Genomic DNA, 14,036 nt, shown 5'->3' with positions numbered 1-14,036 from the left:
CAGGATATTAAGGAGACCCTTCATGAAATATCTGCTTTTATGTTCCATGCTTTTTGCCTCGTCTGCATATGCAACGAACTCTGTTAGTTTCCATGATAAGTTTGCGGTCGTGACTTTGGCAGATGGCAACGATGATCAAGACGCCACTCTTATGTTTGAGGCCATTCACTCCCCCGCAGTTCTTGAAGACGGTGTTGAAATCAAACGTGCTGGCTTCACTGTAGGCTCTGCGGAATTATTTAAATTGGAATGCCACCGCGCCAACAACGTCACAAGCTGCGCCCTTGAAGTTCCTGAAAGCGAAAGTGCGATCTTAGATCCCGACACGAATAATTTGAAAGCCGTGGCGGTTAAATGGAATGCTCATAAATGCACGAAACTATTTAACGTCGCTGACGGATACGGACGGATTTATAATTCTCAAGATAGGAAAGTCATGATTCGTGCGTCGAAGGATGCCGAGGGCTACTTTAATTCGTTTGTGATCATGTATCACGGCTCTTAATTCTCAGTCCGAGAAATCCACGGTCTTTGCACAATTGCTCCGTATTCTTAAGCAAGTACGGAGGTACACTTTATGTGCGATCAAGCACCGAAATTCAATGGAATGCAAAGACGCCAGTTACTAAAAGCCTTATTGGGAACTGGCGCGACAATGATGCTTGCAGGATGCAATACGCAAGGCTTTTCGCCGGTCACTTCCTCATCCTCTGACAGTGATGATTCATCGGGCACAACCGGCGGTTCGTGCGTGCAAAGCGCGAATGAAACAAATGGCCCCTTCCCTGCGGATGGTTCCAACACAGCTGGCGACGGCACTTCGGCGAAGCTTGATAAAGTCTATACCGGCTCGCCCATCATCCGCCGTGATATTTCTGAAAGTATCGCGGGTGTTCCGCTGACTTTGAATATTTCTTTGCAAAACGTAAACAACAGCTGTTCAACGATTCCAAATTATTACATCTATATCTGGCACTGCACGCCGACGGGTCAGTACTCTGCTTACACGGCCTCGAACAACGGTGGCTCGCATTCAAGTTCTGAAACTTACTTTCGCGGAATTCAGCAGACTGATTCCAATGGCGAGGTGACATTCACTACTATTTATCCAGGTTGGTACTCAGGACGCGCAATTCATATTCATGCAGAGGTGTATGCCGGTCTTGATGATGCCTACCCCATCAAAATCACTCAGTTCGCTTTTCCAATGAGTATTAATAAAGTCGTGGCTGCGCAGACTAGTTATGGCTACAAAGGCACGTCCGGCATGATGGACAATACCGCCGACGGTATTTTCAGTGACGGAACAAGTACTGAAATGCTGACCGTCGCTTCCAACTCGTCAACCGGTGGTTACACTGCCTCAATTGCAGTCAGAGTTGCCGTTTAATCCATCCCTTCTCGAGCGAACGCATCGCAAAATCCCACCTGCCACACTGCCTCCTCTCCTCCTCCTCTTGACCGAGGAGGAGGCCCGGTCTAGCCTCGAGCCATTACTTTACTTTAACTTAATGCACCGTGCGAAGGATAAGGTACCAGGTACCTTTTGGCGCGGTTTTTCGGAGGAAAAATGGCTGAATATATCAATCCAGATTACGTTCCAGAACCAGAGAAAATGAACGTAAAAAAAGGTCTTGATGGCGTGGTAATGGATACATCTTCTGTATCTAAAGTGAACCCACACACAAACTCTTTGATCTACCGCGGTTACCCAGTTCAAGACTTGGCTGAAAACTGCTCTTTCGAAGAAGTCGCGTACCTTATGTACAATGGCGAGTTGCCAAACAAAGCTCAACTTGCAGAGTTCACTAAAAAAGAACGCGCAAACCGCGACATCACTGCGACTTTGTTGAACGTGATTAAATCACTTCCACAAAAATGCCATCCTATGGATTCTATCCGTACGGCAGTGTCTTTCATGGGTGCTGAAGACGCTCGTATCTGGGATTCATCTCCAGCGACGAACATGGACAAAGCAATGATGTTGTTGGCGAAAATCCCAACAGCGGTTGCTGCTGATTACCGTTTCAAAAAAGGTTTGGATTTTATTCCTCCAAAAGCTGATTTGAGCATCGCTGAAAACTTCTTCCACATGTGCTTTGGTAAAGTACCTCAAAAAGAAGTTGTTAAAGCATTCGACGTTTCTTTGATCCTTTACGCTGAACACAGCTTCAATGCTTCTACATTCACAGCACGTGTTGTGACTTCAACTCAATCTGATATCTACTCTGCAACCGTTGCGGGTATCGGCGCGTTGAAAGGTCCTTTGCACGGTGGTGCGAATGAAATGGTTATGCATATGATGAAAGAAATCGCTGACCCTGCAAAAGCAGAACAGTGGATGATCGATGCATTGGCACAAAAGAAAAAAGTCATGGGCTTCGGTCACCGCGTTTACCGCTCTGGTGACTCTCGCGTTCCAACGATGAAAAAGTACGCGCAAGTTATGGCTGACGTAACTGGCGAGCAAAAATGGATGCAAATGTACACGGCTTTGGAAAAAGTTATGGTTGATAAGAAAAAGATCTACCCTAACTTGGACTTCCCAGCAGGTCCTGCATACTACATGATGGGCTTCGAGATCGACTTCTTCACTCCGATCTTCGTTATGGCTCGTACAACAGGTTGGTCTGCTCACATCATGGAGCAAGCTGCTGACAACCGCATCATCCGTCCTTTGTCTGAGTACGTAGGTGCAGAACAACGCAAAGTTGTTCCTTTGTCAGAAAGAAACTAATTTAGTTTCCCTAAAGCAAAAACCAAAAAGCCCACTTTTCGAAGTGGGCTTTTTTTATACTCACCTGTCTTCAAAAAAGTCTCCGAACGAGTAAAATTTGCGAACCCCAATAAGATTTTTATGTTTCTTTTAAGACCGCCAATGTTTTAAAAAATCAACGAACTAGGGGGAATAAAACCCCGGGAAAAATGCCCCATTTTTCCTCGCGAGGCCGTTAAAAACCAATTAAAGCATTTAAAAGCGGCCTCCCCTTTGCTCTTCAATAGCAGTGATTGGAGGCAAGATGTTTAGACTCAAATTTCTTGGAACCACAGCAACACACAAAGATACGGTAGTAAACGTACATCTAAAACTAGTTCACAGCGAAGCCACGGAAGGAACAGAAATCAAACTTCGCATCAACACAACGATCCCCTCCCACAACGTAGAACACATTCTAAAAACAAAAAAACCAACCAATTGGTACCAACAACTCATAACCGAAATAGAAAAACAATTCGCCGAACTCAGCCGCCTCGCCATGAGTTAATCAATTTTTTATTTTCCATTCACAAAAAAATCTCCAGCTGCGCTCTGAAAATTCCGAGCGCAGCTGACTCGGATTCAGCGGGCATGTACCTGCACGGAACGACCTCCGTGGGCGCCACGACGGCGCGCACTCGCCGAAGGCGAGCCACGGTTGAGCCATGGATGGCGTGTCGTGAAGTGCTGGTGCGTGATCGATGGAGCCGAGGCCGCTGCGCTCGGAATTTTCAGTTCCCTTGACTCCAAATTTTTAGACTAAATGTAAAATAAAAATGCGAGTGACGATTTGAATGACGCTTCGTTATCTACCGACAAACTTTCATTCGCGCGATGAACTAAACGACCTTTTGCTTTGATTTCGGTGCTTTACAGAGTGGCACGAATGTTTATGGATCGTTTGAAGAAAAATTCACACCGAAAGTGTTGCGATGTTTTTTAGATGGGTTCAGCATGACCTTCAGATAACTGTTTTAAATTTTCGTTTTCGTATAATCGTTTGGAGGTATTTAATGAAAGTATTGAACGCAACTGTAGTACTAGCATCCGTATTGGCTTTCTCTTCTGCATTCGCAGCTGATTCTGCAACAATGCAACAGCCATCTTCTGCTTCCTCAACTGAAGCTACCGTAAACAGCCAAACTGTTCAGAAAGACAGCAAAGGCGTTATCAAAAGAAAGAAATCAACTGTTGAAGAAAAGCAATATCAACAACAGCAACAACCGGTTTCTACTGAATCTCAACTCCCTGCTGAAGGCAGATAGTTGATCCTCTTGTTGGAGTCTCGCTTACAGTTATCGGCGGGGCTCCAACCCTCTTAGCTTTTAATGAGTGTTTCGTCGGAAATTATTCCCCGGCATAAAACAGGATTTCCCCTTCACGAATGATCTTACCTAGTTCTCCAGAAGCATCGTTACTTCGACAGCCTTGCACTTCTTCGACCTGGCCGGCCTTTTCAAGACGAATATTAAATGGCGCTTTACAATCAGGGACGGCTGCCAATTTTTCTGATTTATATTTTTCAGCAAAATCATAAATACGGTTCGCAAAGGAAATATATTTTTCCCGTGGGATCGCGCGGTCCTCGATGACCTTTTCATTGACGACGCTTTTAGCATTAAATTCTGAATCATTCACTGATTGCAACTGAAACAAATAGATATTGTGTCGCAGGGAATAGTTAATGCTGATTGTGTTCTTAGGGACCACCGAAGCTGCCGGCTGAATAAAAGTTGTTTCATTTGCGGGCTTTGTTGCACAGGCTGCTATCACGGCTATCGTGCCACATAAGAATGCTTGTACGATCCATTGTGTTCTAGTCATCGTTGTTGCCCTCTCGCTTTGGGTGGTTCGAAGCGGCAATATGGTTTTGCCGTTCCAGAGTTGGAGCACTGCAATTCTTTACGTAACATTGTGTTCTTTGAAAAAATACTTTTCACGCGAATAATATCTGTTGGATAGTATTCGAGGTTCACCTTTTCAAATCCCGAAGAGTCATCGCAAAGGTCACGAACAGCATTGATTGCCGCACGCGTTTTCTCTTCCAAACTGTATTTGGTTTGATTGCGAATTGATCGTGCCAGTATTTCCGCCCCAAGCCAATCAGCAAATACCTCAGAGGACTTATCTTTACCACCACAGGCAGCCTCTTCCTTGCTGATCCACTGACTGTCGACAAAACACTGAACCAAATCATCATAGATGTTGTAATTCAACGGCTCGCCCTGAATCCCACAAGGATCAATTGAATGAGCCAACTCATGGGCCATGGAAAAGATAATACTGTATTCAGAGGAAGTATTTAAAATATAAGCACCGCCCACCCGCACGCGGTGAACGTCGCCTGAATGACTGCGCTCATAATAGATTTCGCTTTTAGTGTACAAGTCCGTCGCATCGGAATAAGTCGTGCGATCCTCTGGCAACTCCAGATTCACTTTGCTGATACGCTCAATCAAAACTGCCTTATCAACGTCAGACATCACTTTAGAGCTCTGCTGTTTTACGTAATCAATCATCTGGGCACGCACGGTTTCAAAAATACGCACCAACTTGTCTTTGCGTTCCTTGGTATAAATGCGCTTCACGAGCTCATCTTCAATTTGCTCTGTGGTCCAGCCCGGATTGGTTCGCACGATACGGCGAAGCACACGCAAGGCACGAATTTCCCCGCGATAGTCCAGGGAGGTCTCCCCTGTAGGATCCGCCACTGCGTTGCCTTTGCAGATGGCGTCGTAGCTTTTTTCGCAGAACAAGGTATTTGGTTTTACAACGGGGGCCCCTTCAGAAGCAGGCTTTTTCTCGATCGGACTTGAGGACTGTTCACTTATCGGAGCCGCTGACGATATAGGCCCTTGCCTCAGGATTAATCCCAAAGCTGCGGTGCCTAACACGATTCCAATAGGAATAAGATAACGTCTCATCCTCATTTAAAAATGGTAGCAAAAAGAGCCCTGTCTTCCTATGAGAAAGGGCTCTTTTTCGTGGGACGTTAATTAAACTGATATTAAGTCCCATTAAATTCACGTGCCTCAATTTTCGTGAATTAATTAGGAAGCTTTTACTAGGATAGGTCTCGCAAGCGTTAATGATTTTTTCAACGACACGGGAGCATCAGAATGAACCTCATGACGTCGACCATCAAGAATCTGCTCAAGAGTCGCCACCACATTTTGTAGACCCACGGCCTGGCTTGAAAGTTCTTGCGCCGAGACTGCGACCTCTTCTGAAGCAGCTGAGTTCACCTGAGTAGATGTGTCCAGCTGGTTCATCGCTTTATTAATCTGATCAACCCCCAGAGCTTGCTCGTTGCTTGCTTGAGAAACTTCCTGGCTCATTTGCGCGACCTTGTGAATTGTGTGGTTAATATCTTTGAAAACCTGACTGCTTTCATAAGCGGAGCGAGAGCCCGTTTGAATTTTCTCGGAGCTTTTATGAATCAAATCTGCAATATTTTGAGCGGCAGCGACACTGTCTTGAGAAAGCTTACGCACAGCCTCTGCCACAGCTGAGAACCCTCGCCCTTGCTCGCCAGCGCGAGCCGCCTCGATTGTTGCATTCAAAGATAAAATGTTGGTTTGAAATGCGATATCATCGATCATCTTGATAATATCCTGAATCTGTTTTGAAGAACCTTCGATTTCAGCCATGGCATGAATCAATTTTTCAATTTCTGCCTGTCCGCGTTCGGCTTGACGGACAGCCTCCTCAGCGAATTGCGCAGCTTTCTGACCACTTTCAGAATTTACTTTGACCATAGAGTTCACTTCTTCAAGAGAAGCCACCGTTTCTTCGATCGAAGCCGCAGATTCTGTGGAGCCCTCAGCCACCTGCTCACTGGTCGCGTAAAGCTGCTTACTTGCGTGAAGAATGTTAGATGAGTTTTCAGACAACGCGTTGACGGCTGCACTTAGCTGACTGTTCAAATTATGAATAACCCATGCTGAAAATGCCACAGAAACAACAAGGCCAATGACACCGACCCAATCAACGATCTGTTCTGTTTGTGCAATAAGTGCTGCATCGGTATTGGAATCATCCAGCATCAGTTTCAGACGAAGATCTGACAGCTCCTGCAATTTTTTTGACATCTCTGTCGCCACGGGACGGTATTGATTTTCTAAAACATCGTGGGCTTGAACTTTATTTCCGGTTCTAAGCTTTTCGACGGCAACCTGAGCGGTCGGTTTCGCTTGAGACCAAAGCTTTATAATGTCACCAAAAATGGCTGCGGTCGCTCCCCCATGAGGAATCTTTTCGTATTCCTCCATTGCTTTATCGAAGGCTTCGATAGATCCAAGGGCCTTGGTGATTTCCGTGTGAGTATCTTCTTCTGACTTTGCAGTCACTGCATTTAAAACGTAGCGTTGCAGTGATTCAGATTCTTTGGCCATTTTCCCCGTGTAGTTGATCGAGGGACCACGAACCAGATTTGCTTGATTCAGACTTTTTTGAAGGGCCGAAATTCCTTGGCCAGCCTCGTAGTAAAGTACTGCGATGACAGCAAATGGAATTGTAACCAGTAAGAGTAATTTACCGCGGATACCTTTAAACCAACGTGCAGAAAACATAAAAAACCTCCAGCGCGTATAAGACTACTTTGCCGCCAAAGTATGGAGAAAAAGTGGAAACGCTGGAGATTATCAGTCTGAGAACGCGATAATTTATTTTTGAGCTAGCTGGATAACTTTCGAATCAAAACGCACTCGTTCTTTGTTATAGGTTGCGAGGGCGACTTTAAAATCTGTCGCAAATTTTGCCGTTTCCATGCTTTTCTCGATAGCAGCTCGTGAGACTGGCAACGACAGAATGTAGTCACTTCTGCGAACTAAATTTTGAAATTCAAATTCACTGACGCGATCAAATTTTTTATATTGAGCGTGTTTTTCAAACAACGTCGCCATAATTTGCAAATGGCCTTTTAGATCTTTAGAGAAAGTGCGCTGCAAAGAAGCTTCGTCTATCCCGCGCTTCCATTTCTGCCAGAAAGAAAATCCTGAAGCATTCATCAGAGGTTCTAGTTGGGAATCCATATTTTCTGCAGATGCAGTAGCCGCATATAAATCATTAACAACTTCGCGTTGCCAGCTTTTGCTAACGGCCGAGACCTTTTTCGGCTGTCTCATTTTGATAAGCGCCTTCTTGTTGGCAGCCTCTGCCGCCGAAAGCCCCATTAATAGCGTTAGAATCACCGTTACAACAACTTTGAACTGACCCAACTTCACAGTAAACCCTTTCGTTAGCTCACTGCTGGGAACTAATTCAAGGGTTGTGCCCTATCTCAGGATGAGACAGTCCTATTCGCTGAAACTATCCCAACTCATAAAGTCTTTATTTGTTAAACCTTGTTGGCTGTTAAAAAGAGTGGCGATCCAGGTGACGGCATCTTCAGCAGAGCCCTCATAACTGTTTGATACAAACAATGTGGTTGGAACCTCTACTCTGCCAGCAAAGTCCGGTGTCACTTCATGACGGTCTTGAATAATCACAAAGGCTTTACATAAATTTGTAACCTCAAGTGCTTTTGTCATGTATTCGGCACCGACACTGATGCCCATGGCAACCAACTTTTGCGGATTTACGATATTGTTATCTCGAAGAAAATGCAAAGCCCCGACGATATCAGCGACTCTTTTACTGGGAGATTCCCACGATCGCGGTGCCAGTTGATCATCGTTGTAAAAGGCATGATCTAAAACCATGCAGACAAGTCCCTGCTCACAAATAGTGCGTGCCACTCGTTCTGAGATCTCTTGGGCACCGCCGGTCATGGCACCCTCGATCAGAACAGCGGCTAAGGGTTCTTCATCAGTGGTATGTTCCGGGGTAAAAAGACCTGCTTCTAAAAGGCGATTTTGGGCGGTGAAGGTGACGGTGATTTTCATAACGGACCTCCCTCATATCCCATTTTATGCTTGTGAGTCCGAGGGAGTAAGTCCTATGTGTTATTACAGGCTCTATTTATTCTCCAGACGATTCTGTTGAAGCCTTTTAAGAATGAACTCGCACAAGGTGTTGAGACTGTTTGTCATACGATCGGTTTCGTCAAAGAACAGACTATAGCGATCATGCTCTCCTCTCATTTTTTCTAACTCTACGAAAGCCGCGCGCAGATCTGGGAATTCATTATTGGGAACATCAGCTCCATGCAGTGCGCGGGATAAATTTTCTAAAGTCACTTCGACTTTATCGGCGTAGCTTTTAAATATCTTTTGTTGTTCTGTATCCAAAGCAAATGGCGAGGCTGACTCCAGTGCCACAAGGGCGTGAGCAAAGCGATTCCCCGAAACCGTCACACCTGCCAAGAATTCGCGATCTACGGAAGTCGATCCACGTTCGCGTAAATAGCGCTCTTGTGATGCCAGGTAATTGGCGCGCGCCACCCGTGATTGTTGACGAAGGTGATCTCGCTCGTAAGGGCTGACGGCGGGTCCTCCATAACTCAACGTCGCTATCGCATGAAAAGATCGGCGATAGGTATCAAGCATTCTTGCAACCACATCTGAAAGCTGCGTTTTTTCCCAAGTCGGCCACAACAAGTAAGCGAACATCGCCAATGCTCCGCCCAAACAAGTGTTCACTCCCCGCGCCCAAATCACATCCTTTGGAGGAACTCCCGTCATCGCAACCAAAATAACAACTAAGGCACTCACCGAAACCGCAAAGATTCCATAGTTGCCCTGCCCCACCCATCTCATCAGAAAAGCAAAGATCACCATCAAAGCAATGGCCCAGAAGTGCCCCTCGGGCATGACGTGAAACAAAGCCGTCGCAAGCAGTAATCCCAAGATCGTGCCACCGATCCGTAAAAGCCCGCGATTAAAAGTCGACGCATAATCGGACTTTAAAACTATGGCAACTGTCATCGGGACCCAATAACTGCGATCCAACGCAATTTGATGGCTGATCAATTCACCGATCGCAATACAGATCGACAAGCGCAAAGCATGCCGAAATCCCGGCGACTGAAAAGTAAAATTCGCTCTCAATGTGGCCCACACCCCACGAAAACGAAAGCGCCATGGACGTGCGTTTTCACTGCGATGAGATTCAATCATCCCTGCTTCGGTGGTGCGAGCTGCAAGTTCAATCACCGCACGCGATTGCCCGACAATAGATTCCATCTGACGAAGAGCATCGCTGAGCACAGCTTTCATAAAGACTGATTGATTGCTGTAATCGTTATCGCGAACTTTTGCTGTGTCGCTGTCCAGTGCTTTCAAATAGTCACGGGCCTGTTGCACTTGGTCTTCCTGTGCGATGATGATTGAAACTTTTTGCAGCAGGATTTTTTCCATCGCCAAAAAATCGGCGATGATATCAATCGATGGGTTGCCGGGGTTTTCACGCTCGATACGATTCTTTAACCGCCCCAAAGATAAAATTCCTAAACGCAAACGTTCTCCTTGTGTCAGTAAAGAGCGATAGCGACGGCCCTCGGGTCGGGAGTCTTGTGAAATGGCGCCTAAGTTAATCTGTGTATGGGTACTCTGTGCACTTCCACCAGGAACTTCTTCGGGCTTAAACTGCAAATCACAAAGTCCCGAAAGATCGACAAAGAATTTCGCCAAAGCCCGACGCTCGGGACGATAACGGCGCAGAGGCCACAACATCAAGGCTAACAGTGCTTGAATTCCTGCGCCCAACAGTGCAAACAGACTGAGGTGAAAAGCCTGCGCGGGTTCCATAGGATGCGCCCCAAAAACCACAAATGTTGTGATCGCAACCACACCTAAATCTGCCAGCACCGTATCAAGAACAATCAAATAACCCGACGCAAATGCCAGCAACACAACCAGCACTAATGACACTGCAAAATTTCCTGCAGAAATCGAAGCCAAGAAAACCAAGAGGACCGTGACGATCGCAGCCCTTGCCATGCGTTTTGCACGAAATGCATAAGCGTCGGAGTTATCAGAAAAGCAGGCGTTCAAGGCACCCAGGGTGATAATCATGCCGATGGTGTTGGAGTTAAGCCACACTCCGATCAACATCGACATGCCAATGGCAATGGCGCCACGCGACGCGACCCAGAGGTCTAATCGTGAACGGTCAAAATTTAAAAGTGGAGCCCAAAAAGAGGATTGTGATGACGAAGGAACTGCCATAATACTTCAATGCTACTCCCGTTAGAGAGCGAAACAAGCTTTGAATCTGTTATGAAACGATAAAAATATGAACCTTATTTCTGACAAAGTTCAACCGAGTGACCATCGGGATCCAAAATAATGGCTTTCATTCCTTCTGGTAGGTCCGTTGGATCTAAAATGAGCAGTGTCCCTGGGATTTTTGCCAAATCCTGGACAGTTTTTTCCAGCTCTGTAATTTGAAATCCCAACTGAACACTGGGAACCTTAGATTTTAATGCATTCGGCACAGAGTATAGGGAAAACTCGACGCCATCGTGCACAGCGCGATATACTTCACTCCCCTTGTCCACTTTTACCATCTGGAATTTAAAGCCAATTCGGCTGTAAAAAACCAGCATGTTCTGTAGCTGGCCAGTGTTAATTGTGATAGAAGAGAATACCAAACTCATTGCTCTATTATCGGAAGCGAGGAACCATGAAACAAGAGAAAATTTATCTTAAGGACTATATAGCGCCCGCTTTTGCGGTTGAGTCCGTGAACCTCGACTTCATTTTAAACGAGGACTTTTGTCGAGTTATCGCTAAATCCAAATTCAAAACACTGAAAGCAGGTGTTCCCCTTCACTTGAACGGCGAAGAGTTGAAACTTGTCAGTGTGAAAATCAACGACAAGGCTCTAACCGCGGCTGATTACCAACTCACTGACGAAGAAATGATCATCGCGAACGTGCCCTCTGAGTTCACTTTAGAAATCGAAACTCAATTGGAGCCGCAAAACAACACATCCCTTGAAGGATTGTATAAATCAAACGGCATCTTCTGTACTCAGTGCGAGGCCCAAGGATTCCGCAAAATCACTTGGTTCATGGATCGTCCGGATGTGATGACTTCGTACACAGTGACTATCGAAGCTGATAAAGCAAAATACCCGGTTCTGCTTTCGAACGGTGATCGCATCAAAGTTGAGGACATCGGCAATGGCCGTCACAAAGCTTACTGGCGCGACCCACACAAAAAACCTTGCTACCTGTTCGCACTGGTAGCTGGTGACTTGGGTGTTATCCGCGACACTTTCACAACTTCCGGCGGTCGCAAAGTAAATTTGGAAGTGTATGCAGCCCATGGCAAACAAGAGCGCTGCTGGCACGCCATGGAGTCTTTGCAAAAATCCATGAAATGGGACGAAGAAGTTTTTGGTCGTGAATATGACTTAAACGAATACATGATCGTTGCCATCGATGATTTCAATGCGGGCGCGATGGAAAATAAAGGTTTGAATATCTTTAACTCTCGCTTGGTCCTTGCTGACTCTAACTCTGCAACAGACGCAGACTTCCACGCGATTGAATCCGTGGTCGCACACGAATACTTCCATAACTGGACAGGGAATCGCGTGACGTTGCGTGATTGGTTCCAACTTTCTTTGAAAGAGGGTCTGACGGTATTCCGTGACCAAGAATTCTCTGCTGATATGACGGATCGTGGTGTTCAACGCATCGAAGACGTTGATTCATTACGCGCAGGTCAATTTGCCGAGGACGCGGGTCCCAACGCTCACCCGGTTCGTCCTGAGTCCTGCATGGCAGTTGATAACTTCTTCACGATGACGATCTATGAAAAAGGATCCGAGTTGATTCGTATGATGCAAACGATTGTGGGACGCAAAGGTTTCCGCAAAGGTATGGATGAATACTTCAGACGTCATGACGGCCAAGCGGTGACAACGGAAGACTTCGCAGCGGCGATCTCGGAACCAAATGGCAAGGACTTCACGCAATTCAAACGTTGGTACAACCAATCTGGTACACCTGTGGTGGCAATCCAAGAGCGTTTCGATGACAAGGCTGGCGAATACCACCTGACTCTGGAACAATCGTGCCCACCGACGCCGAACCAACCCAAAAAAGATCCATTCCACATTCCATTAATGATGGGACTGCTAGATAAATCTGGAAAAGAACTGAATTTAAATTGCGAGAAAATTGAAAAGAACTCTGACGGTCAAAATGTGATCGAACTTAAAGCTCAAAAAGAAACTTACGTATTCAAAGGATTGAAAGAGCGCCCTGTTCTGTCGATCTTGCGTGAATTCTCAGCCCCAGTGAATTTGAATTGGGAAGCTTCTGAAGAAGACTTGTACTTCTTAATGGAGAAAGACACAGACTCTTTCAATCGTCGTGAAATGGCTCAAAAACTTGCATTGCGTGTGATGTCTGACTTGATCAAGCAACATGGTCAAGGCAAAGAGTTGAAAGTCGACCAACGTTTCTTGAAAGCTATGACCACGGTGATGAGCGATCAAAACATGGACGCCGCTTTCAAAGCGAAAATGTTGCAACTGCCAAGTCTTGCGATCTTGGCGCAAATGGAGCCCGTGTTGCAACCGGTGGCATTTGATAAAGCTCGTCAAACGATCCGCAAAGAGATTGCTCGAGGCAACAAAGAAGCTTTGCTTGCAACCTATCACAAGTATCACAACGTAGAGCCTAAGAGCCGTGATACGAAAATCTTTGGTCAACGCTTGTTGAAAAACCAAGCTTTGCATTATTTGGCAGAGTTGAATGATCCTGCGATCTTTGACATCGTGAACAAGCAATACTGGGAAGCTCAAAACATGACAGACCGTATGACGGCGTTGATGATTTTAGCTGATTCTGAAAGCACTCATCGTGAAAAGGTTCTGGCAGACTTCCACGATAATTGGAAAAACGATTCTGTGGTGATCAATAAATGGTTCACGGTTCAAGCCCTTGCTCACCGTCCGCATATTTTGGACGAGATCAAAGCATTGACGAAAAACCCAACCTTTAACATCAACAATCCGAATAATGTGTATTCCTTGCTTCGTGCGTTTACGACAAACATCGTAAGCTTCAACAATGAAAAATCTTACGAATTCATCGCAGATAAGATCATTGAGATCGATCCAAAGAATCCGCAAGTGGCGGCACGTTTGTGCTCGGCTTTCAACTTCGTTGGTAAACTGGAACCACAATTGAAAGAGCTCGCAATGAAACAGATCAAGCGCATGGTAGACGTACCGGGACTCTCCAAAAACTCCCGCGAACTCCTCCAATCCGCCCTCCAATAGGTACGGCCTTACCTAAAAAGGTAATTGCTTACCTCCAAACGCAAAAACCACGGTGATGAACCGTGGTTTTTTATTTTTAGGTAAGGACGTACGTTGA

Annotated in this window: 13 protein-coding genes; 6 read left to right on the top strand and 7 right to left on the bottom strand. The window is 45.8% G+C overall.

Annotated features, from left to right (window positions below; all coding sequences use genetic code 11):
* The first annotated feature begins 22 nt into the window (after positions 1 to 22).
* The 5 genes from B9G69_RS11050 (at position 23) to B9G69_RS11030 (ending at position 4,023) form a co-directional block, all read left to right on the top strand.
* The gene (locus tag B9G69_RS11050; protein WP_088615016.1) at positions 23 to 505 is read left to right on the top strand and encodes a hypothetical protein; all 483 of its coding nucleotides are present in this window, start codon (positions 23 to 25) and stop codon (positions 503 to 505) included.
* Between the two features lie 72 nt (positions 506 to 577).
* Positions 578 to 1,390, top strand: a complete 813-nt coding sequence (locus B9G69_RS11045; protein ID WP_088615017.1) for a twin-arginine translocation signal domain-containing protein — start codon at positions 578 to 580, stop codon at positions 1,388 to 1,390.
* A gap of 180 nt (positions 1,391 to 1,570) precedes the next feature.
* On the top strand, positions 1,571 to 2,737 hold the full coding sequence (locus tag B9G69_RS11040) for a bifunctional 2-methylcitrate synthase/citrate synthase (RefSeq protein WP_088615018.1): 1,167 nt from the start codon (positions 1,571 to 1,573) through the stop codon (positions 2,735 to 2,737).
* 283 nt (positions 2,738 to 3,020) lie between these two features.
* Positions 3,021 to 3,266 carry a hypothetical protein gene (locus B9G69_RS11035; protein WP_088615019.1) on the top strand — a complete coding sequence of 82 codons (246 nt, stop codon included), beginning with the start codon at positions 3,021 to 3,023 and terminating at the stop codon, positions 3,264 to 3,266.
* Positions 3,267 to 3,771: 505 nt separating this feature from the next.
* Positions 3,772 to 4,023 carry a hypothetical protein gene (locus B9G69_RS11030; protein WP_088615020.1) on the top strand — a complete coding sequence of 84 codons (252 nt, stop codon included), beginning with the start codon at positions 3,772 to 3,774 and terminating at the stop codon, positions 4,021 to 4,023.
* A gap of 82 nt (positions 4,024 to 4,105) precedes the next feature.
* On the opposite strand, the gene B9G69_RS11025 is transcribed toward B9G69_RS11030, so the two are convergent.
* From B9G69_RS11025 to B9G69_RS10995, 7 genes are all read right to left on the bottom strand, one after another.
* Positions 4,106 to 4,582 carry a hypothetical protein gene (locus B9G69_RS11025; protein WP_088615021.1) on the bottom strand — a complete coding sequence of 159 codons (477 nt, stop codon included), beginning with the start codon at positions 4,580 to 4,582 and terminating at the stop codon, positions 4,106 to 4,108.
* Positions 4,579 to 5,682: a hypothetical protein gene (locus B9G69_RS11020; protein WP_088615022.1), complete on the bottom strand. Its 1,104-nt coding sequence runs from the start codon at positions 5,680 to 5,682 to the stop codon at positions 4,579 to 4,581. Before B9G69_RS11020 ends, B9G69_RS11025 begins: the two co-directional genes overlap by 4 nt.
* A 126-nt stretch (positions 5,683 to 5,808) precedes the next feature.
* Positions 5,809 to 7,329, bottom strand: a complete 1,521-nt coding sequence (locus tag B9G69_RS11015; protein ID WP_088615023.1) for a HAMP domain-containing methyl-accepting chemotaxis protein — start codon at positions 7,327 to 7,329, stop codon at positions 5,809 to 5,811.
* Between the two features lie 93 nt (positions 7,330 to 7,422).
* Complete coding sequence (locus B9G69_RS11010; RefSeq protein ID WP_088615024.1) at positions 7,423 to 7,983, bottom strand: hypothetical protein; 561 nt, start codon at positions 7,981 to 7,983, stop codon at positions 7,423 to 7,425.
* Between the two features lie 72 nt (positions 7,984 to 8,055).
* Complete coding sequence (locus B9G69_RS11005) at positions 8,056 to 8,643, bottom strand: hypothetical protein (RefSeq protein ID WP_088615025.1); 588 nt, start codon at positions 8,641 to 8,643, stop codon at positions 8,056 to 8,058.
* A 72-nt stretch (positions 8,644 to 8,715) separates the two neighbouring features.
* On the bottom strand, positions 8,716 to 10,866 hold the full coding sequence (locus B9G69_RS11000) for an FUSC family protein (RefSeq protein ID WP_088615026.1): 2,151 nt from the start codon (positions 10,864 to 10,866) through the stop codon (positions 8,716 to 8,718).
* Between the two features lie 74 nt (positions 10,867 to 10,940).
* Entirely contained in the window at positions 10,941 to 11,297 is a 357-nt protein-coding gene (locus B9G69_RS10995) for a VOC family protein (protein ID WP_088615027.1), read from the bottom strand.
* 26 nt (positions 11,298 to 11,323) lie between these two features.
* Here B9G69_RS10995 and pepN point away from each other — a divergent pair, with 26 nt between their 5' ends.
* Positions 11,324 to 13,939: an aminopeptidase N gene (gene pepN, locus B9G69_RS10990; RefSeq protein ID WP_088615028.1), complete on the top strand. Its 2,616-nt coding sequence runs from the start codon at positions 11,324 to 11,326 to the stop codon at positions 13,937 to 13,939.
* The last annotated feature ends 97 nt before the right edge of the window (positions 13,940 to 14,036 follow it).

The organism is Bdellovibrio sp. SKB1291214 (assembly GCF_002209355.2).
GTDB lineage: Bacteria > Bdellovibrionota > Bdellovibrionia > Bdellovibrionales > Bdellovibrionaceae > Bdellovibrio.
This window is presented reverse-complemented; position numbering and strand designations above follow the sequence as displayed.